General features: G+C 59.7%; 16 protein-coding genes and 1 pseudogene. 3 read left to right on the forward strand and 14 right to left on the reverse strand.

Going from position 1 to position 19,872, the window contains the following annotated elements:
* Positions 1-16 precede the first annotated feature (16 nt).
* On the reverse strand, positions 17-538 hold the full coding sequence (locus tag C7534_RS20130; RefSeq protein ID WP_046030831.1) for a DUF3617 domain-containing protein: 522 nt from the start codon (positions 536-538) through the stop codon (positions 17-19).
* Positions 539-671: 133 nt separating this feature from the next.
* Here C7534_RS20130 and cls point away from each other — a divergent pair, with 133 nt between their 5' ends.
* Positions 672-2,111: a cardiolipin synthase gene (gene cls / locus C7534_RS20135; RefSeq protein WP_109786799.1), complete on the forward strand. Its 1,440-nt coding sequence runs from the start codon at positions 672-674 to the stop codon at positions 2,109-2,111.
* Here the strand turns inward: cls and cfaB are convergent.
* The 8 genes and pseudogenes from cfaB to hflK (C7534_RS20175) form a co-directional block, all read right to left on the reverse strand.
* Complete coding sequence (gene cfaB / locus C7534_RS20140; RefSeq protein ID WP_109786800.1) at positions 2,108-3,295, reverse strand: C17 cyclopropane fatty acid synthase CfaB; 1,188 nt, start codon at positions 3,293-3,295, stop codon at positions 2,108-2,110. The two genes, cls and cfaB, sit on opposite strands and share 4 nt — an antisense overlap.
* A gap of 84 nt (positions 3,296-3,379) precedes the next feature.
* Positions 3,380-4,168, reverse strand: a complete 789-nt coding sequence (locus C7534_RS20145) for an HvfC/BufC N-terminal domain-containing protein (protein ID WP_109786801.1) — start codon at positions 4,166-4,168, stop codon at positions 3,380-3,382.
* A pseudogene (bufB, locus tag C7534_RS20150) lies at positions 4,159-5,004 on the reverse strand (MNIO family bufferin maturase). The gene C7534_RS20145 and the pseudogene bufB overlap by 10 nt, the downstream one beginning before the upstream one ends.
* A gap of 67 nt (positions 5,005-5,071) precedes the next feature.
* Positions 5,072-5,326: a BufA2 family periplasmic bufferin-type metallophore gene (gene bufA2 / locus C7534_RS20155; protein ID WP_046030837.1), complete on the reverse strand. Its 255-nt coding sequence runs from the start codon at positions 5,324-5,326 to the stop codon at positions 5,072-5,074.
* Positions 5,327-5,445: 119 nt separating this feature from the next.
* Positions 5,446-7,356 (reverse strand): cation-translocating P-type ATPase, encoded by a 1,911-nt coding sequence (locus C7534_RS20160; RefSeq protein ID WP_109786802.1) that lies wholly within the window; start codon positions 7,354-7,356, stop codon positions 5,446-5,448.
* Entirely contained in the window at positions 7,353-8,411 is a 1,059-nt protein-coding gene (gene hflK, locus C7534_RS20165) for a protease modulator HflK (protein ID WP_077430988.1), read from the reverse strand. The genes C7534_RS20160 and hflK (C7534_RS20165) overlap by 4 nt, the downstream gene beginning before the upstream one ends.
* Positions 8,408-9,454, reverse strand: coding sequence for a protease modulator HflC (hflC, locus tag C7534_RS20170; RefSeq protein ID WP_109786803.1), 1,047 nt, complete (start codon positions 9,452-9,454; stop codon positions 8,408-8,410). The genes hflK (C7534_RS20165) and hflC overlap by 4 nt, the downstream gene beginning before the upstream one ends.
* Positions 9,451-11,412 carry a protease modulator HflK gene (gene hflK / locus C7534_RS20175; RefSeq protein ID WP_109786842.1) on the reverse strand — a complete coding sequence of 654 codons (1,962 nt, stop codon included), beginning with the start codon at positions 11,410-11,412 and terminating at the stop codon, positions 9,451-9,453. Before hflK (C7534_RS20175) ends, hflC begins: the two co-directional genes overlap by 4 nt.
* A gap of 216 nt (positions 11,413-11,628) precedes the next feature.
* Between hflK (C7534_RS20175) and lpdA the strand changes: the two genes are divergently transcribed.
* Positions 11,629-13,029, forward strand: a complete 1,401-nt coding sequence (gene lpdA / locus C7534_RS20180; protein ID WP_109786804.1) for a dihydrolipoyl dehydrogenase — start codon at positions 11,629-11,631, stop codon at positions 13,027-13,029.
* Positions 13,030-13,162: 133 nt separating this feature from the next.
* Here lpdA and C7534_RS20185 read toward each other — a convergent pair whose 3' ends face one another.
* Positions 13,163-13,636 carry an Lrp/AsnC family transcriptional regulator gene (locus tag C7534_RS20185; protein ID WP_046030842.1) on the reverse strand — a complete coding sequence of 158 codons (474 nt, stop codon included), beginning with the start codon at positions 13,634-13,636 and terminating at the stop codon, positions 13,163-13,165.
* A 144-nt stretch (positions 13,637-13,780) separates the two neighbouring features.
* Here C7534_RS20185 and C7534_RS20190 point away from each other — a divergent pair, with 144 nt between their 5' ends.
* Positions 13,781-14,410, forward strand: a complete 630-nt coding sequence (locus C7534_RS20190) for a LysE family translocator (protein ID WP_109786805.1) — start codon at positions 13,781-13,783, stop codon at positions 14,408-14,410.
* A gap of 3 nt (positions 14,411-14,413) precedes the next feature.
* Here the strand turns inward: C7534_RS20190 and C7534_RS20195 are convergent, their stop codons facing one another.
* From C7534_RS20195 to C7534_RS20210, 4 genes are all read right to left on the reverse strand, one after another.
* On the reverse strand, positions 14,414-16,531 hold the full coding sequence (locus C7534_RS20195) for a hypothetical protein (protein ID WP_109786806.1): 2,118 nt from the start codon (positions 16,529-16,531) through the stop codon (positions 14,414-14,416).
* A complete protein-coding gene (locus tag C7534_RS20200) occupies positions 16,518-17,714 on the reverse strand; it encodes a DUF3142 domain-containing protein (RefSeq protein WP_109786843.1) in 1,197 nt (398 codons plus the stop codon). Before C7534_RS20200 ends, C7534_RS20195 begins: the two co-directional genes overlap by 14 nt.
* 168 nt (positions 17,715-17,882) lie before the next feature.
* Positions 17,883-18,710, reverse strand: a complete 828-nt coding sequence (locus C7534_RS20205; RefSeq protein ID WP_046030847.1) for a class I SAM-dependent methyltransferase — start codon at positions 18,708-18,710, stop codon at positions 17,883-17,885.
* The gene (locus C7534_RS20210) at positions 18,704-19,861 is read right to left on the reverse strand and encodes an acyltransferase family protein (RefSeq protein WP_109786807.1); all 1,158 of its coding nucleotides are present in this window, start codon (positions 19,859-19,861) and stop codon (positions 18,704-18,706) included. The genes C7534_RS20205 and C7534_RS20210 overlap by 7 nt, the downstream gene beginning before the upstream one ends.
* Positions 19,862-19,872: the final 11 nt, after the last annotated feature.

Genomic DNA, 19,872 nt, shown 5'->3' on the forward strand with positions numbered 1-19,872 from the left:
TGTACTGGCAAAGGTTTCAGGCTCGAGGCTTGACCGTTCCGCAGTCCTGCCCCAGCCACACGGCGCGACTTTCGAGACTGCCCTTTTGCTGGATACCGGTGGCATTGAAGGTACCGTTGACCTTGGTCGTGAACTCACGGTCGCTGAGGAACGTGGCAACACCGGCACCTTGCGCTTTGGGGCAGCTGAAACGGAATTTCCACTGGTTACCGCTGCGGTCGGTGATTTCCTGCTTGCAGCCCGATTGCGGGTCGGTCAGTGGAATGTTGTCGGTCTTCACTTGCTCCGGGGTCAGGCAAGCCCGAATCCCTTTGCCGCCCATGGTGATGCCCTGCTTCTCCAGTTGAGCACGTTGCTCCGGCGTCATCTGGCTCTGCAACTGACCGAGGATCAGCTGCAAGTCCGGCAGGTTCTGGTCATCGACCTTCATGTTGCTTGTGGTCATTTCCCACAACCCGGGTTGCAGCATCTGCGCCTGAGCAACCACAGGAAGTGACACACCAATGGCCATGGCCAAACCCAGCAGACGAACGTTCATCGACAAACTCCTGATCAGTAGTGGCCGTTAGACGCCAGCCTTCGGCTTCGGTTCATGGGCCAATTAAATAGCGACATTCTGCACGGAACATGGTCTGTTAAGCACTGTATCTTCAGGAGCAGGGCTGCCCCCCATGGATTACTTCGGACCGCACATTTTCGGCTACACCATCGCACTGCTTCACTCGCTGGGCACGATTGCGGCGATACACGCCGTACTCACCGTCCGGACTGCTCAAGGTTCAATCGCCTGGGCCCTGTCGTTGGTATTCATGCCCTACCTCACGCTTATTCCGTACCTGGTTTTCGGTAGCAGCACGTTCGATGGTTACATCAAGGCTCGGCGACAGGCCAACGAAGAAATGCGCAAAGCCATCTCCGAGCTCAACTGGCGCCCTTGGGTCGAAGAGGCGCTGACTGCTCGCGCCTCCAACGCCTACGCGTCGCTGCGGGCGATGCCAAAGCTGGGCCGAATGCCTTGCCTGGCGAACAACGAAGTCCATTTGCTGATCAATGGCCAAGCCACGTTCGATTCAATTTTCGAGGCCATCAGCAAGGCAAAAGAAGCTGTATTGATTCAGTTCTTTATCATCCACGATGATCGTCTCGGCCAACGCCTGCACCAACTTCTTTTGAAAAAAGCCGCCGAAGGCGTCGCGATTTACCTGCTGTATGACCGTATTGGCAGCCACTCCCTGCCCCACAGCTATGTGCAGGCGTTGCGCGACGGCGGCGTCGAGGTCAAGGCGTTCGCCACCCGCAGTGGCTGGCTCAATCGCTTCCAGGTCAACTTCCGCAACCACCGCAAGATCGTGGTGGTCGATGGGGTGCTGGGGTTCGTGGGCGGGCATAACGTTGGCGACGAATACATGGGCGAGAAACCTCCGCTGGCGCCTTGGCGAGACACTCATGTTCGAGTGCGCGGACCGGTGGTGGCCTGTATGCAGGAGTCTTTTGCCGAAGACTGGTTCTGGGCAGCACGATCGCTACCGCCACTGATTCTGCCGGATGTGTTTCCGGATGACGGTGTTCTGTGCCAATTGCTTGCGAGCGGCCCGGCAGATTCCTACGAAACCTGTTCGTTGTTCTTCGTCGAAGCCATTCATGCCGCAACTGAGCGCGTGTGGATCACCAGCCCCTATTTCATCCCCGACGAAGCTGTGTTCGCGGCACTCAGGCTTGCGGTGCTGCGAGGCGTCGATGTGCGACTGCTGCTGCCCTCGCGTCCAGACCACCGAATCGTCTACGCCGCCTCCAGCCTTTACGCCTTCGAGGCCGTACGCGCCGGTGTACGCGTGTTCCGCTATGAGCCTGGTTTCCTGCATCAGAAAGTAGTGTTGATCGACAGTGAAATCAGCGCCATCGGCAGTGCCAACCTGGACAACCGCTCGTTCCGGCTCAATTTCGAAGTGATGTTGCTGACGGTCGACAGCGCCTTTGCCGCCGAAGTGGAACAGATGCTCAACGACGACTTTTCCCAGGCCCACGAAATCGCCAAAGAAGAAAGCCGGGAGACCCATCGCCTGCAACAAATTGGCATGCGGGTCGCCCGGCTTATCTCTCCGATTCTCTAAGGGTTGTAGATGTCGTCGCGCGTCCATGGCAATTCATGGCTGCCATCGGGGTGGGCTTTAACCGCGAGGATCTGGTGCAGGTTGATCCAGCCCCGGGCAAACGCATAAGCGCATCCTGCCAGGTACAGTCGCCAGATCCGCAAGGCTTGCTCCGGCACTTGCCTGGACGCCGCCTCAAGGTTGTCTTCGAGGCGCTCGCTCCAGTGGTCGAGAGTACGCGCGTAATGCAGGCGCAGGCTTTCGACATCGACGATCTCCAGCCCCGCTTCACTGATCTCGGCAGAGATCATCGACAGGTGCGGCAACTCGCCGTTTGGGAATACATATTTTCCAATGAAGTCGCCGGCACCGCGCCCCACAGGACGACCGTCGATGTGTTTGGCGGTGATCCCATGGTTCATCACCAGGCCGCCCTCTTTCACCGCGCCGAACAAGGTTTTGCAGTATTCAGCCAGGTTGGCGTGGCCCACGTGTTCGAACATGCCGACACTGACCACTTTGTCGAAGCGACCGTCCTGAGGCAGGTCGCGATAGTCGAGCAGTTGCAGCTCGACCAAATCCTCCAGACCTTCCTCTTTAACGCGTTCACGGGCCAGGGCCAGTTGTTTTTCGCTGAGCGTAATGCCAAATACCTTCGCACCGAACTCCCTCGCCGCATACCGAGCCAGTCCGCCCCAACCGCAACCGACGTCCAACAAATACTCGCCCGGCTGCAACCGCAGCTTGCGGCACAGGTGCCTGAACTTGGCCTGTTGGGCCTGCTCCAGGGTTTCACTGCCGGTCTCGAAATACGCACAGGAATACGCCATGTCGCTGTCGAGCCACAGCTGATAAAACTCGTTGGAGAGGTCGTAATGGTAGGAGATGGCCTTGGCGTCGGTTTCCTTGTCGTGGACGGTACGAACCGGTTGATTGCTATCGTCCTCGTTTAACAACGCCTGACTCCATTCATCGCAGACGCGGATGACGTCGCTGATGGAACCTTCCAGCTCAAGCTTGCCCTCGACAAATGCCGCACCGAGCGCATCCAGGCTTGGGTGGGTGAACTGGGTAACCATTTGTGGGTCCTTGACCACAATCGTGACGCTGGGCGTCGGCCCCAGATTGAATTCATGGCCGTCCCAGAGTCGCAGGCGTAGCGGTAGCTGCAGATTCTGTAAGGCCGGTGGAAGTTGCGCGAGCATGGAAAGTCCCCCTTGTTTCAGACGTCTGATGTGAGGGTAGACCATCTTAGAAAATTAGCTGGCTATCGAATTAATAGCCAATTTCTATGATTTGTGACGCTGCAACCAACCGTCGTGAACCCACTGCTTGAGCCAGGTCACAGCTTGAAATGGCGCACCCTCTCCACAGATGACTGTCAATTCGGAGCACAGTTCAGCAAAACTCCATTCACGCTCAAACAGGCCTTTTAGCGCATTGGCCTCTTCCGGCTCCAGGCTTCGATACTGGCAAACGAGATCATTTCGACAAATCACCACCGTGTGAGAACTGTCGAGTGGCGTGCTGCCAGGAAACTGCGCTTGATCCTTTACCGATCGCCAGATCGCCACACTGTTGAAGGCACACTCAAGCCATTGCAGCGAGGGACTGGGGCTGACTTGCAGCGTCGGCCAGTCTTGGGGTGCCAGTTGCGCCATGTCTTGCATCGTCAGGGGCGTTCCGGGAGGCGCGTCGAATGCCAGCGTAAAGGCCCACTCAAGTGCTGCAAGCTCTGCCAGCGGCGCACTCTGTTCAGGCACCAGATGCTGACGAATAAACAGTTCGAAGCCTTTGCCGAGCCAACGAAGGTTGTAATGATCCGAAGGATTCTGGCGGATGTAAGCCGCGGTGAGTTGTTCGAATTCATCGTCACCCAACCAATCGTGGATGGCGGGAAAGTCTGCGCGTAGCACTTCCTGTAGCCGGGCCTGATAAGCATTGTGATAAATCGCCAACCCTGTGCTGACATCCAGCGTCGGGCCACCCATAAGGCTGGAGCCAAGCGTGACATCAGCCGCCACCGGCGCTCCCAACAGGTAGCGTTCAAAGGCCAGTTGCCAATCGATCAGGCGCATTTCTGCCTCCGGTTCAGCACGCTCGCCCCCAGTTCCCGGGCTTTTTGCAATTCATTGAGCAGTTCTTCAAACAGCGGGAAATGGTCATCGCGCTCCAGCAGCGTGGCGACCGGGCCGAGGTAATCGAGCGTGCGTTGATAAAGCGCCCAGACCGGGTCGCTGACAGGATGGTCATGGGTGTCGATGACGTAATCGCCGTAGTCGCTGTGGCCCGCCAGATGCAGTTGGCGAACCTTGTTTGCCGGCAAACCTTGAATGAAGGTCCAGGGGTCAAAACCATGATTGCGTGAGCTGACATAGACATTGTTGACGTCCAACAACAACTCGCAATCGCTCAACCGGCTCAACGCTTCGAGAAACGCCCACTCGCTGAAATCATCGTCAGCGCTGCGCACATAACTGGAGACATTTTCCAGCACCAGTGGCCGCTGCAAAACGTCTTGTACCTGGCGCACCCGATCAGCGACGTAAGAAAGGCTTTCTTCGGTGTAAGGCAGCGGTAACAAATCATGAAGCTAATGGGCGTTGCCACGGCTCCAGCACAAGTGATCGGAAATCCACGCCGGTTTGACCCGATCAGCCAGAAGCTTGAGTTGTTGCAGATAGCCCTGATCGAGGGCATGCGGCCCGCCGATGGACAACGATACGCCATGCATCACCAGCGGATAACGCTCGGCGATGGCGTCCAGGTAATAAAGGGCTTTGCCGCCCTGCACCATGAAATTTTCGGAGACGACTTCGAACCAGTCCACGGCCGGCGACTGATCAAGAATGTCCTGGTAGTAAGCACTGCGTAAACCCAGGCCATAGCCCAGACAAGGAAGGGATGCAGACATTGGTGGGCTCCTCGCAAAATGGCCGCAGTGGCTGGGGGAAGCCACTGCGGCGCCAAACGGTAGTCGGTTACTCGCCGACCTTGCCACCTTCCTTCATGCACTGAGCCTGAGTCATGGCCTTGAAGCCGTGACCTTTGCAAACTGCCTGACCCTTACAGGCGTTTTCCGCGGTTTTGCAATCGTTCATGCCTTTGCACGAGGTCACGCCGTAGCAGTGAACCTGAGCAGCGTCGGCAGCCTGAGCCGTCGTCGCAACACCGGCAAACAGAGTCGCCGCAGCGAAAGCGAGAGCGGCACCGGTGGAAGCAGTTTTGAAGTTCATTTTTGTATCCTCAGTCATCGTCAGGGTTGTCGGCTGGAATGTTGTTCAGTCCCGACACAGCACTAGAGAGCGCTCCCCCAATGGCATTACAGAGGCATCCAAAAAAGTTTTCGATTCACTCAACTGTCTTCTTTGAGCTTGAGTAACGGCTCCTGGAACCGCAGCAAACGTCCGGCATTGCCCAACACCAACAACGTGCTCAAGTTATGCAGCAACGCCGCGATCATTGCCCCTGCCGCGCCAAGCCAGCCAAATGCCGCGAATGCGACAATCGCCAGTGTCCAGCCCAAACCGATGATCACATTGACCTGCAAGGTTTGGCGGCATTGGCGGCTCAAACGCACACAGGTGCCGAGCCGACGCAGGTCGCTGCCGATCAGCACGATGTCTGCCGAAGCCAACGCAATGTCGGCCCCGCCCGCGCCCATGGCTACACCCACGACACCCGCCTTGAGCGCCAGGGAGTCATTGATCCCGTCCCCGACCACCATCGGCCGGAAGCCGCTGCCAATTTCCTTGAGCACTCGATTCAACTTGTCCTCAGGCAATGCCTGGGCCTCGACATCGCTGATGCCGACATCGCGGGCCAACGTGCGGGCAACGCTCTGCCGATCCCCGGTGAGCAGCAGTTGTCGACCCAAGCCCAATTCACGCAGCTCACTCAAGGCAAATCGCGCCTCGGGTTTGACGCTGTCGGCCAACAACAGCCAGGCGAGAAATTCACCATCCAGCGCCAGTCCGGCAATCGGTCCGTCGTGTTCAGGAACCGCCGACGTCACAATACCCAACTGCGCGAACAACTCGGGCCGACCGAGTGCGGCCTCGCCCTGTTCGGTCATTGCCACCACGCCCAACCCCTGACGCTCGTGGATATCAGACAGCAGCAGAAAGTGCTCCTGCGTGACCAGCCCGGCGAGCGCACGACTGACCGGATGACTGCTGGCCGAACCGAGACTAGCGGCCAACTTGAGCACATGGCTGCGGTCTTCCAGCGGACTATCGATCGACTGCAAGCGCAAGGTACCGAACGTCAGCGTGCCGGTTTTGTCGACCACCAGCGACGTCAGGTCCGCCAGTTCCTCAAGAAAAGCCGAACTGCGAATCAGAATGCCGTGGCGCGCAGCCACCGCCACGCCGGCAATTGCCGTCGCCGGCGCCGACAGCACCAGCGCACAAGGGCACGCGGCGACCAACACCGCAAGCATCGCCTGAGCATCATTGGTTACGAACCAGGTGACTGCAGCCAGCAACAACACCAGCACCATGTAGCTGCCGGCATAACGCTCCAACAAGCGAGTAATCGGCGGCTTGGAGCGCTCGGCGCTTTGCATCAGCGCAATGACTTTGCCCAAGGTCGATTCGTCGCCGGTGCGGGTCACTTCAATGCGCAGCAGACCATCGAGATTGATCGCCCCGCCAAACACCTGCATACCAACTCCGGCTTCCATCGGCACTGACTCACCGGTAATAGAAGCCGTATCGAGACTCGCCTGACCGGACAACACGCGACCATCCGCCGGCACGCGATCGCCGGCACGCACCTCGACCAGGTCCCCGGGTTTGAGTGTGCGATTGTCGACTTCGAGGATCGAGCCATCGGCCTGAACCTTGCGCGCATGACTGCGGGTCAGTTTGCCCAGCGCATGAATCGCTTCCTGAGAACCGATCACGCTGCGCTCTTCCAGCACATGGCCGAAGATCATGATGATCGGCAACAACGCCGCCGTCAGCAGATCTCCCGTGGCCCAAGCGCCGAGCATGGCAAGCGCGATCAACTGGTCAGTGATTCCGTGCAAGCTCGGGTAGCGCAGGCTGTACCACGCCGAACGCATCACCGGCACAGCCACCAGAAGCGAGGCAAAACCGAGCAGTAACTGACTGACACCGGTCTGCTCCGGCGACAGCCAGCGCCAGACCAGGCCGAGCCCGAGCAGGCCCAGTGCGAGCATGGCCAGCGTCAGTTGGCGGGCAGCGCTGCGTTGTTCGGCCGAGGACAACATGCTCGGTGCAGCGGCGGTTTGCGTGGTCATTGGGCAGCTCCCTGAATGATCAGGCGGGAATCGTCTTTGGGATCAACCGTGGTCACAGAACCGGCCTGACCAAGAATTTTCGGCATCCGCTCACGGTAAATGCGCAGCAGCATTTGCGGATCGGTGCCCTGTTGCTGCGCCTTAGCCAGGCTCAATACGGTGGCGGTGTCGGCAGACGCTTTCGCCAGCCGTTCGCTGGCTTGGGCATGGGCCACTTGCAGCGTTCGATCCGCTTGTTCGTTGGCGGCCTGAGTCGCCTTCTCTGCTTCAGTGCGGGCGTTCGCCACCGCTTTGTCGGCCTGCTGGCTCGCGGTCAATACCGCGTTGAAAGCGTTCACCGCAGGACCGGGCAAGCTCGACTGCACGTCGACACGCGCGACTTCGATACCCAGCCCCTGCCCCGTCGCCGCCAGTTCGGTCAGACGTTGATTGATGCTCTGCACCAGATCGCCGCGCAGACGTTCACGGCGTTCGGCGGCCTGATTGTCCGCGCCGATCAGTTCAGGACGCGCCACCAGAATAGTGTCCAAGTCTCGCGCCGCAGTCAGGGCAACGGCACTTCGGGTCACCAACCGATCCAGCGCTGGCAATACATGTTCACCTTGCAGCACGAAGGCATAGGGCTCGGTGACTTTGTAGAAGACTCGCACATCGAGTTGCACCACACCGGCGTCACCCGTCAGTAAATAGCCGGAACCGGCGAGTGCATCACTGATGGGTGTGGCAAACGTCGCCGCGCGATCAGCCTGCAAGGCGACGTCGCTGCGCAACAGATTTCCCACTCGACGTTCGATCACCCGATCTGCGGCCGGTAATAAAACCACCTGCTCAAACGGTCGCGGCCACGCCAATAGCAACCCGGCGTTCTGGATGCGATCCAGTGCGCCGAAGTGCAAAACCACTGCGCGATTCTGTGGATCAATCTGCCTTACGTTCGAGAACGCCCACGCTAATGCCGCGAGAACGGTCACGGCGTACAGCGCCAGAAAAGCCAAGCGCCCGGCCTGAATCCAGGGACTGCTCAATGCCTGTGTTCCACGTGGAACTAATTTCATGGCTGCGATCCGGACTTGTTTTCGAGAGCAGGCGGTCCATCCACCAACACCCGAAATGGCGCCGCATCTGTGCGCAATATCAGTTTTGTACCCGGCGAAACAATGGTGCCCAAGGTGTCGAGTGAGCGCAGCAAGTTGTACAACTGCGGCGAGCCGGCATAAGCACGGCCGTAAATCTGCGCCGCCTCGACACGCGATTGAGCTTCGATGTCAGCCGCTTTGACCGTCGCATCGGCTTGCACGATTCGCGCATCACGCTCAGCGGCGGAACGAATTTGCGCCGCTTCACGTTTGCCGATGGCCGTTCGTTCCGTCGCAATGGTTTCACGCTCGGCGCGCATGCGATCGACCGTGGCGGTCAAAGTGACGGAGGGCAAGGTCAGGCGTTCGATGCCGACTTGCAGCACGCGCACGCCATAAGTGGTGAGCAATTGCTGATCGATCTGCTGACGCAGCTGCGCCTCAAAATCAACAATGTGAACTTGATTGGCATCGGTGTTGACCAGGTTTGCCAAGTCAAAACTGCTGGCGGTGGTTTCCAGTGCCGAGCCGACAAACGTGCGAATCTGTCGCGCCGCTTCATCCGGCTGATTCTGCACCGCACGCATAAAGCGTTGCACGTTGTCCGGGTCGCCCTGCACCTGCCACGCCACATACGCCTGAACGATAATGCGCAAACCGTCGCGGGTACCGACATCCTGCAAACCACTGGAGGTTGTGCGCAGCCGCAAGTCGACGGGTATGGCTGCCTCAAACGGTGCCGGCCAACGCCAGCCAAGCCCCGGCTCCAGTAGAACCCGCGATGGATTACCAAAGCGCGTGATCACTGTCGCCTCCCCCGAGCGCACTTGAACAAGACTCGCGGCGGCAATGGCAAATGCCACGAGCAACGCCGCCCAACCCATGCGTCGCCATGGAAACGGTCCGGCTTCTTGCGGATCACCATGGTGGTGATGATGGTGACCGTGATGATGCCCGTGTCCGCCATGGCTATGATCGTGGCCGGCGTGGTCATCGTGATCGTGTGTATGCGACTGGCTCAATGGGCAGCTCCTGGCTGGGCGCTGGTACGCGGCGACGCAGGATCGGCCGGCAGCGTGAAAGTACGGAGGTCGATGGTCGGCGCATTACTGCTGCCACCCATACGATGATCAAGAATCAGCAGCTTGGCGTTGGCCAGGCCTTGGGTCAGTTGGCCAAGGTATTGCTCCAGCACAAAAGCCTGGCCAGCACTGGCGTAGGCTTTCTGTTCAGCGCTGAACTTGAGGTCCGTCGCCTGCGCTGTAGCATTGATTTCATGGGCGCTGGCGGTCGCTTGATCGCGGGCAATGCTGGCTTGCAGTTGCGCCTGATTGGTCGCCTCCACCGCAGCACCGCGCTCTCGTGAGATCAATGCTTGAGCACCAATCTGCGCTGCCTGCACGCCGTGATAAGCGTTGGCGGCGCCGGCCGGTGGGTGAATCGCTTCCACCACGGTCGCGAGAATTTCCACACCGCTGTCGAGCGTGTTCAAGTCCGCCTGCACCGCGCGACCGATCTCATCAGCCAGACCTACCCTGTCCTCGCCGAGCAAACCATCAAGGGTTCGCGAGGCGAAGTCGTGCACCAGAATCCGGCTGGCGGTGCTGCGAATCAGCGTCGGCACGTCAGCACTGTTGTAGGTGGCCACCAATGCTGCTTGATCGGTCAGGCCGATGCGATAGACGAAGCGCACGTCCATGTTGACGATCTGGAAGCTCTGCTTGTCGGCGCGGCTGCTGGCGATGACTTGGGATTTGTCATTCACATGGCTGGCATCCCACAGCCGATTGGCAATCGCCGGCGCGGGGCCTTCGGCTGGTTCAAGTACGACGGGGGCCGAGGCTTCGCCAACGCTGGTGGCCAACTCGTGAACCACGCCGTTCTCGACATTCAGCACACGACCCAACGGCCACGGTAGACCGGCGTGCAAACCAGGACCAAACACCGCCACCGGTTTGCCAAATCGCTCGTAGATACCCCGCCCCTGCAACGGTATTTCGTGAATGCCAGTGAGCGACCAGCCGACAATGGCAACCACTGCCAGCACCGGAAAAAACGCCCGGCGCATATAGGTGAACGCCCAGATTTGTCGCAGGTCGATACCGAAGCGGTTGTGCAATTCGTGCTGCAAGGCGAGCAGCGGCTGCGGTGGCCAGCGCAGCATGTCGGCGACAAAACTGCGGGCCAGCAATGCAGGCTCGAGTTGTTCACGCTGTGGGCTGAACAGCGACAACACCGCACGCAGCAGCAACTCGACCGCGACCAGGCCTGGCAACAAACCGATCAGCACCGCCAAACGCACCGGCCAGATCGACTCTTCGCTGGCAAACAACAGACACAACGCACCAAGCACCAGGCAAATAATCGCAACCCGAGTCAATTGCGCCAGTGCACCTGCTTCCGGCCATTGGGCGACGTTTTCCTGGGCCAGTTGTCGTTCAACCACCAGCAGACCGAACGCCAGCAGCAAGGCCAGCGCCGCGCCGACGCTGGCGGACAAACCCAGCGCGGCGGGCGGTAACGCGAGGTTCCAGAACTGACTGACACTGAACGCCGCCAACAGCGCCCAGGCGCCGAGCCAGAGTGTCGGTGCGCCGATCTGACCGAGCATTCGCACCGAGCGCTGACTGAATCGCTCCAGCAGTCGTTCATACCAACCTTCAGGTGCAACGGTGTCGTCAGCGACAATGACCACCGGCAGCGTCGGGTTCATGGCTTCTGCGCGCCACCGGGTTATCCACCCCGCTGATTGCAAACCCGCCACCAGCACCAGCAACGCGGCACTCTGGTTCACCAGCAAGGGCGCCCACAGCGACAGCGGCGCGAACAATCCGACAAATAATGCCAACACCAGCCCGGCCGCCGAAAGAGCACCAAGGCCGATGGCGAATTGTCGTAATCGCCGCCCCTGAAAAACCGCCTGCTGAAAGCGCGGCAGCCCTGCTACCTGCGCCCCATCGACTTCGAGATCGACTTGCATACCACCCCAGTGTTTATTCAATGCGGACATCACATTTCGTTACGATATAACGAAAACCATGAAATTTTCGTCGTAAATCGCAACATCTAAAGGCGCTGAACCTGTCGCTAAGCTGAAGCCTTGACCGAAACAGCCGGAAACGCACATATTACGTTCGTAATTTTTATCAAAGACTACCTTCAATCAGCCCGATCCCTTCACTTCAGGAGTACATCCATGAGCAGCTACGACGTCGTGATTCTGGGCGGTGGCCCCGGCGGCTATAACGCAGCGATCCGAGCCGGCCAGCTGGGTTTGAAAGCGGCGTGCGTCGAAGGTCGCGCCACCCTGGGCGGCACTTGCCTGAACGTCGGCTGCATGCCGTCCAAGGCGTTGTTGCACGCCTCCGAACTCTACGAGGCGGCCATGGGTTCGGAATTCGCCAACCTGGGCATCGAGGTCAAACCCACGCTCAACCTCGCTCAGATGATGAAACAAAAAGATGAAAGCGTGACCGGGCTGACCAAAGGCATCGAGTTTCTGTTTCGCAAAAACAAAGTCGACTGGATCAAGGGCTGGGGCCACATCGACGGGCCGGGCAAAGTCACGGTGACCGATAATGCAGGCAGCAAGACCGAGCTGAGTGCCAAAGACATCATCATCGCCACCGGCTCCGAGCCCACTCCCCTTCCAGGCGTCGACATCGACAACAAACGTATCCTTGACTCCACCGGCGCGCTGTCGCTGACCGAAGTGCCAAAACATCTGGTGGTGATCGGTGCCGGCGTCATCGGCCTGGAGCTGGGTTCTGTTTGGCGACGCCTGGGCGCTCAGGTCACGGTCGTCGAATTTCTCGACCGCATCTGTCCCGGTGTCGATGTTGAGGCCGGCAAAACCCTGCAGCGCTCGTTAAGTAAGCAAGGCATCAGCTTCAAGTTAAGTTCAAAAGTCACCAGCGCCGCGTCCTCGACTACCGGCGTTCAACTCAGCATTGAACCGGCGGCGGGTGGCACGCCTGAGTTGCTGGAGGCTGATTACGTGCTGGTGTCTATCGGTCGCCGGCCTTATACCCAGGGCCTTGGGCTGGAAAATGTCGGCCTCGCCACCGACAAACGCGGCATGCTCGCCAACCAGGGCCACCGTACCGAAGCGGCTGGCGTGTGGGTGATTGGCGACGTGACGTCCGGGCCGATGCTCGCCCACAAGGCCGAAGACGAAGCCATGGCCTGCATCGAACAGATCGTCGGCAAGGCAGGTGAGGTGAATTACGACCTGATTCCCAGCGTGATCTACACCAAACCGGAGCTGGCCAGCGTCGGCAAGACTGAGGAGCAACTCAAGGCCGAAGGTCGCGCGTACAAGGTCGGCAAATTCCCGTTTACCGCCAACAGCCGGGCCAAGATCAACCACGAGACCGAAGGCTTCGCCAAAGTGCTGGCCGATGAGCGCACCGACGAAATCCTCGGCGTCCACCTGGTGGGGCCCAGCGTCAGTGAAATGATTGGCGAGTATTGCGTGGCGATGGAATTCAGCGCCTCGGCTGAAGACATTGCATTGACTTGCCATCCGCATCCGACCCGGTCCGAGGCGTTGCGCCAGGCGGCGATGAATGTGGAGGGGATGGCGACGCAGATGTAGGCCTTAAAATTCTTGTTGTCGGGTCTGCCGCTATCGCGAGCAAGCTCGCTCCCACAGGTTCTTGGGTGGGCACGCGATTTGTACTACACCGCAAATCATTGTGGGAGCTTGCTCGCGATAGCGGCGACTCGGTCTAAAGCGGCAAATGTCCCAACGGCAACGCACCCGGCGTCTTCACCGTGTGAATCGCGAAGTTGCTGCGGATATCGCTCACACCCGGCAACTTCAACAGCCGCTCCGTGAGAAAACGGTCGTACCCGCGCAAATCCGGCACCACCACTTGCAGCAGAAAATCTGATTCTCCCGACACCAGAAACGCCGAAATCACTTCCGGTAACGCCGTTACGGCCACACGGAAAGCTTCAGCCTGTTCGTCGTTGTGGCGCTCCACCTTGACCCCGACAAACACGGTCAACCCAAGCCCCACCTCGTCGCGATCCAGATTGGCCTGATAACCCCGAATCACACCCGCCTCTTCCAGCATCCGCACCCGCCGCAAGCAAGGTGAGGCGGACAAGCCGATTTCTTCTGCCAATTGCACATTGCTCAGTCGACCGTCCCGTTGCAGGGCCGCGAGGATTTTGCGGTCGTAGGCATCCAGTTTCATGATTTGGCAGATCCTGATGGTTGGTACATCGTAAAGCAGCAGGTTATGCCAAATTCATTGGCTTTAGAAGCTGACTACGCAACCACCTGCCCTGCCCTTGCGGCCTAGACTGGCCCTACCAAATCGACATCGAAGGGGTGCAACGTGGAAGGACTCTGGCTGTTTTTCATGGCGCTGGCCGTGGTGTATTTGTTACCCGGGCCAGACATGATCCTGCTGCTGCAAACCGGCGCCCGTCAGGGGAAAGGGGCTGCGTTGGCCACCGCAGTAGGCCTGGGCATCGCTCGGGGTTGTCATGTGGCATTGGCCGCGTTGGGGCTGGCGGCGTTGTTCAAAGCCGCGCCGTGGACCTTCGATGTGGTGCGACTGGCCGGGGCCGCGTACCTGCTGTGGATTGGTATTCAGTGCCTGCGGACCACGATGCTGCCGAGCCTGAATGGCGAAGACGCCACGCCACAGAAAACACGCTGGTCGAATGCCATCCAGCGCGGCTTGCTCACCAATCTGCTCAATCCCAAAGCGCTGCTGTTCTGCTCGGTGCTGCTGCCACAGTTCATCAATCCACACGCCGGATCAGTCCTCACGCAATTCGCGATCCTGGGCATGGTGCTGGTCTGTGTCGGCTTTCTCTTCGACAGCGCTTATGCGCTGGTCGGCGCGGCGCTGGGCCGTTGGCTGCAACGCAGTCCTTCGGCCCAGCGGCTCCAGCAATGGCTGTTTGGCAGCCTGTTGATCGGCTTCGCGGTGCGGCTGACCTTTGTGCAACAGGCTTGAGCCTTACTGCCCCCGACGACGGCGGCGGTTGATCAACAGCAACGCCACCGCCGAGACAGCGACGACACCGCCGATTTGCAACGGCCACTTATAGGGCCGCAAAACCGAACGTGTCGCGTCAGTCACCTGGGTGACATAGCGTTTGCTGGCGTTTTCGAAGTCGGGATAAGGGCACTGGTGACCGAAATCCACCGCCCAATCCACGTAAGGCCCTTCTTTCACATAGCGTTGGTACAGAGCACGTTGCTCTTCAACGCTACTGTTCCAGCCCGCCGCCGCGCACAGCACCGCAGCGAAGGCCTGGCTGGTGTGAGGCAAATTATCGGCGGCGCGACTGGCCAATGCCGTGGCCACAAATCGATAGTGATAGCGCTCATCGGGTTTGGCGGCGCTGGCCTGTTGGCGCTGGACTTCACCTTCGGCCACCAACGGTCCGACCTTCAGCTCAGTGTTTTCGAGGCTGTAACTGCCTCCAAACGTGGCGTAGTCCGGGGCCATTTCATAACCAAGGATATCCATCCCCCATTCGCGCGCCGTCCAGGCGGCATTGAACAGGGCGGAGGCACGTTTGGTCGGCCACCACGCCGCATCAGCCAGCTGTCGTTGTTGCGCATACAGTCGGGCTTTTTTCTGTAGATCGGTATTGTCGAAGTACCCCAGCGCTTCGTCATAGCGCTCTTCGCGCAACAAACGCCGCCCCAACAGATTGCGCAATTGTGCCGCTACCGGCAACGGCACGTAGTTGTCGCGTTCCTGCTGGGTTAACGGTGGTGGCGCGGGCACTTGCGTGTCGACGTAATGCTTGAGTTCATCGACAGTCAGCACCCGTTCAGCAACCGTCGCGGCATCGAACCAATAGATACTTTGGCTGCGATAGAGCTGATCGAAGGCTTGCAGATAATCCCCGCGTTGCAGCGCAAGAATCGCACTTTCACCCTCGACCCGGCACTTGGGTTGAAGCGTTTCGTAATCGTAGTCTGGCGTGCGGCGCTCACCCCATGATTCATTCTGCGGGAACGCCTTAGCCGCCTTGGCATACGCGGTAGCCGCCGCGTTTTTATCGCCCTCGCGCAACGCCAGTTTCGCCCGCAGCCACCACGCCAGGCCACCGTCACCGGCGTGTTCAAGGAACGTCTTGGCGCTGGCGTAATCACCTTGTTGATAATTCATCGCGGCCAATCGATCCGCGTTATCCAGGCTGCCGCGCGTGCTGCTTTGCAGCAGTTTGATCAGCTTCAACTCGTTCGGCGGTTGATCACCAAATGACCAGCCCAGGCGACTGATCAACGACGCGGTAACCAGTTGTTGCACCGGTTTACCCTGAAGCAAGGTGCCCAGTTGATCGTCAGGCATTGCCAGCAGGTCCGCCATCAGTAACTTCAACGAGCTGTAACCCACCGCCGAACCGTGAAGATTTTGCGTGGCGTAGAGTTCGATGGCGCTGTTCCAGTCACCCATGGTTCGGGCCACGCGCGCTTCTTCGCCAAGGCTGGCGACCCCCAGCTCCAGCGGGTCGCTGAAACCGTCGATGCTCAACTGACGGGTCTGTTCGAACGCCTTTTTCGACGGTGCCAGCAGATCGGACGGAGCCCCTGCTTCGCTGCTCCCGGCAAACAGCGCCCGCCCCAGCGAATAGGCAGCCCAGGTGCTGCGCAAGGCGCGTTGGTCGGCCGGCAGCGCCAGCACTTTCTGGAAGTAATCGGCAGCCAATCCATGATCGCCCGCACTGAACGCCACAGCCCCCGCCAGATAAAGTTTGAGCTCGGCCGGCAGGCTCGCGCCTTGCTCTTCGACCTGCTGTGCATCCGTCAGGCTGCGCAGTTGTTTCACCAGCGCTTGCTGCTCCGGCGTCAGCCCGGCCTGCTCGGCCGAATCGCGCTGTTCTGCGTAGTCGGCCGCTTCCATGGGGTAGGGCGATTGCGCGACGTTCTTCAGCCCTGCAATAGCGTGCCCGAGACGATTGATCTCAAACTGAAAGTTACCTTCCGGCAGCTCCGCCAGCGACTGGCTTCGGTTGTCCAGCAAACGCATCGGGAAGTCCGGCCCGCAGGCCAGCGCCGTACCCAGCGGCAAGCTCAAGCTCAGGCAGAGCAGATGGCGGGGCCAGTTACGGGTAAACATTCGAACCTCCTTGATCAATTTTTGTGCAGCGCGCCCAACCGATGGCTCGCTGCCCACCGGCCGCTATCCGGCCGTCGCGCAGGCGGGTGAAGGTAAGCAGATCCGCGCTCTGATGCAACGCATAACCGGCCAGCGCATCGGCCCCCTCACACCCTTGAACGGCCAGGGTCACGCGTTCGGGCCAGGCGCTGTCGAGGTTGCCTTGGTTGCTGACGCTGATGTCATAGAGGGCGTCTTGCGCACTAAGTTTCACACTCAAGCGACTGTCGAGCGTGTCCCCGCGTGCCACAGCGCCAAGCGTCGTCAGGCTCCAGGCCCGACGGTCGCCCGCCAACGGCAGGCGAAACCAGATCAGGCCAGCCAGATGCGCGGGCGGATCGGCGCGCAAATCCGTGGCGAGTGTGCGCAGTTGCAGCGGATCAGCCAGCAGTTCCCGACGCTCGCCTCCCTGCTCCAAAGGAACCTCGCTTTCCACCACGGGTGCGCCACTGGCGCCGGGCAACAGCGCCACGCCATAGGCCGGCAGCGCCAGATAAAAAGGCTTGATGGTGATGCGACTCCAGCCCCTGGCCCACTTTCGTGCCTGGTCCGGATCGAACAGCCCAAGCCGTGGATCGCTCACGGCGTGCACTTGTAACACGCTGCTGTCGACGGCCGATAAAAGCGCCGGCAGCTCAGCGCTGTCCAGCCAGGCCGGTAACGCCGTGATGCTCAGGGGTAATGTCGCGGGTAAAACCGCACGAAGATGCGTCAGAAATTCTCGATAGGCCGGGAGCCGGGCCACGCCCGCATCGTGGTCAATCTCCACACCGGACAGCGTCAGCCCCTGGCCTTGCCAGTCGCCAAGCACTTGCTGGATTTGCGCCGTGACTTCGTCCTGATCCAGCGCCTTCAATTGACCGTCAAGGCGAATCACCGCAATCAGCGGCCGACCATCGCGCTTGAGCAGGTCCGGATCGATTCGCGCCCGACGCCAGCCGGCTTGAGGAAACGCCTGCAAGGCCAACACCCGAAGGGTCGAAAAATCCGCGCGACTGTCCTGCAGGGCGGCGTCATGGGCCGGCGTCCATTGCCGTTGCCAGACGTAGAGTTGTTGATCGAGCGGTGGCGCGTCTTGATGCTCGCAACCGTTGAGTAGCACCAACGCCGCCAGCAAGGCGATCAATCGAGTGAAAAACAATATGAGAAACCTTTGAGCCAAAGCGAACCTTTGTAGCAGCTGCCGAAGGCTGCGTTCGGCTGCGTAGCAGTCGTAAATCCTGAGTGTACGGTCTATCTGAAAAACCGAAGCGCCTGATTTTACGACTGCTTTGCAGCCGAACGCAGCCTCCGGCAGCTGCTACAGGGGCCTTTATGCTATCGGCTTACGGGCAATGATCACCTGACTTTTCGCCACGACTGCATCCAGTGCCTGCTTGATCTGTGCGCCGCGAGGCGAATTCAGAACGGCTTGCCAAGTGTCGGCCCAGTGGTTGAGCAGCGGATGGTCGGCATTGCTGAAATCGACCTTGGCCTCCCAGAACAGCAGCATCCACATCGACCAGTAAAAACCGTACTGGCTGTGGCTGAGCACTTCCAGGCCAGAATCGCTGACCATCGTCTTGAACTGTTCTTCGCTGATGATGCGAATGTGGTTGGGCTTCTGGAAATACTCCGGTGCGGCGATGTCCTTCTGCAGGTCTTCGGAGCTGGGGTGTGGAACGCTCAGCAAATACAGCGCGCCCGGCTTGCCGACACGCACCAGCTCAGCAAGGAACTGCGCCGGGTCGTCCACATGCTCGATGACCTCGGTGGACACCACGCGCGTGGCCGTCGCGTCGGCAATCGGCAGCGGGTTGCAGTCGGTGACGTGGCATTCGACATCCCGCGCCGGGGTGTCGCCGAGGCGCTGGCGGGTGGCTTCGACCTTGGCCGCGTCGATGTCGGCGATGATGATTTTCGCCCCGCGCATGCCGCAGAAATGCACGTTGCCACCGTCACCACAGCCCACGTCCAGCAACGTGTCTTCAGCGGTTACCGGGAAGCCGGTGAACAGCTCGCCGGTTTGCTGATTGAACCAGCCGCTGAGCATCGCGTCGTGCAGGCCGAGCATGTAAGGGTCGACCTTCTCGATCTTGTCCGCCACCGGCTGCGCGGGAGCGGGTGTGGCCGCCGTGAGTTTCTTCAAAAGGCTCAGCATGAGGTAGCTCCAGAGGATGGGACGGCGGTTCGGGCGGTGCCCAGGCGTTTGACCAGCGAGGCACCACGGTTGCGCATGGGCATTTCGATGTAGCGATAGTTGAGTTCGCTCAGCAGCACGATCAGGCCGCCAGCCATCAGCAACATCAGAATCGGATGGCCAGCCGGACTGGGCAGCCCGGCAGCCTGTAGACGAAAAATGAACTCACGAACCAGCAAGTAGGCCGGGATATGGATCAGGTAAATCCCGTAGGAACGGCTGCCGACCCACGTCATCAGGTTCTTGAACACGCTGCGCGGCAACAGGTAATCGCGGTTGTAAGAGGCGATCCAGACCAGCACCGCACACAACACTGCAATCGCGCCGATCCGATAATGGGTGAAGGTGAAGCGATCAGTGGCCATGAAGCTGAGCAGCAGCGACACCGCGATCAGTGCGGCAACACCCGCCCATGGACGACGCAAGAATGTTGGCTCCCAGCGCAGGTAGGAAGGTTGCGCACTCCACATCGCCAACAGCACGCCAAGGGCCAGTGCATCGGTGCGAACCACCATCAGAATCGGTGTGCGCAGGGTGAACAATTGCACCGCGACCAGCGCCAGCAAGGCCCACACCAGGTGCTTGCGGCAGACCAGAATCAACAGCGGAAACAGCAAGTAGAACTGCTCTTCCAGCGACAGGCTCCAATACACAAAACTGGTGCCATATTCATAGTGAAAGAAGCTGTCGGCGAAGCGAAAGTTGGCGTATTGCGCCACGCCCGCAAGCGTCGCCTGCAGGTTGGCGTGCAGCGTTCCAAACGCCCCGGAACGATTTAAAAAGAGACAGGCCAGCAGCATCAACGCCAGCCACAACCAGGCTGACGGCAGCAATCGAAAGGCGCGGCGCAGCCAGAAATTACGCGTCTGCTGCCAGTATTCCTGACGCGTGCTGCAACCTTGCAACGCCGGGATCAAACTGCGGGCGATAACAAACCCCGAGATCGCGAAAAACAGATCGACGCCCCACCAGGGTTGACCCAATGCGGTGAGGGTTTGCAGCAACGGCACCGAGGCGGTGAACAGGCTGTCTTGCAGGTGATGAAACAGCACGCCGAGCACCGCAATGCCGCGCAACAACTCGATGTCCATGATTCGCTTGTCATTGCTCATGCCGTCCTCCA

It is taken from the genome of Pseudomonas sp. OV226, assembly GCF_003148705.1.
GTDB lineage: Bacteria > Pseudomonadota > Gammaproteobacteria > Pseudomonadales > Pseudomonadaceae > Aquipseudomonas.

Excerpts from the sequence above, each read along its gene's own strand:
- C7534_RS20130 (WP_046030831.1), bottom strand. The coding sequence starts at position 538 with ATGAACGTTCGTCTGCTGGGTTTGGCCATGGCCATTGGTGTGTCACTT.
- cls (WP_109786799.1), top strand. The coding sequence starts at position 672 with ATGGATTACTTCGGACCGCACATTTTCGGCTACACCATCGCACTGCTT.
- cfaB (WP_109786800.1), bottom strand. The coding sequence starts at position 3,295 with ATGCTCGCGCAACTTCCACCGGCCTTACAGAATCTGCAGCTACCGCTA.
- C7534_RS20145 (WP_109786801.1), bottom strand. The coding sequence starts at position 4,168 with ATGCGCCTGATCGATTGGCAACTGGCCTTTGAACGCTACCTGTTGGGA.
- bufA2 (WP_046030837.1), bottom strand. The coding sequence starts at position 5,326 with ATGAACTTCAAAACTGCTTCCACCGGTGCCGCTCTCGCTTTCGCTGCG.
- C7534_RS20160 (WP_109786802.1), bottom strand. The coding sequence starts at position 7,356 with ATGACCACGCAAACCGCCGCTGCACCGAGCATGTTGTCCTCGGCCGAA.
- hflK (WP_077430988.1), bottom strand. The coding sequence starts at position 8,411 with ATGAAATTAGTTCCACGTGGAACACAGGCATTGAGCAGTCCCTGGATT.
- hflK (WP_109786842.1), bottom strand. The coding sequence starts at position 11,412 with ATGCAAGTCGATCTCGAAGTCGATGGGGCGCAGGTAGCAGGGCTGCCG.
- lpdA (WP_109786804.1), top strand. The coding sequence starts at position 11,629 with ATGAGCAGCTACGACGTCGTGATTCTGGGCGGTGGCCCCGGCGGCTAT.
- C7534_RS20185 (WP_046030842.1), bottom strand. The coding sequence starts at position 13,636 with ATGAAACTGGATGCCTACGACCGCAAAATCCTCGCGGCCCTGCAACGG.
- C7534_RS20195 (WP_109786806.1), bottom strand. The coding sequence starts at position 16,531 with ATGTTTACCCGTAACTGGCCCCGCCATCTGCTCTGCCTGAGCTTGAGC.
- C7534_RS20205 (WP_046030847.1), bottom strand. The coding sequence starts at position 18,710 with ATGCTGAGCCTTTTGAAGAAACTCACGGCGGCCACACCCGCTCCCGCG.
- C7534_RS20210 (WP_109786807.1), bottom strand. The coding sequence starts at position 19,861 with ATGAGCAATGACAAGCGAATCATGGACATCGAGTTGTTGCGCGGCATT.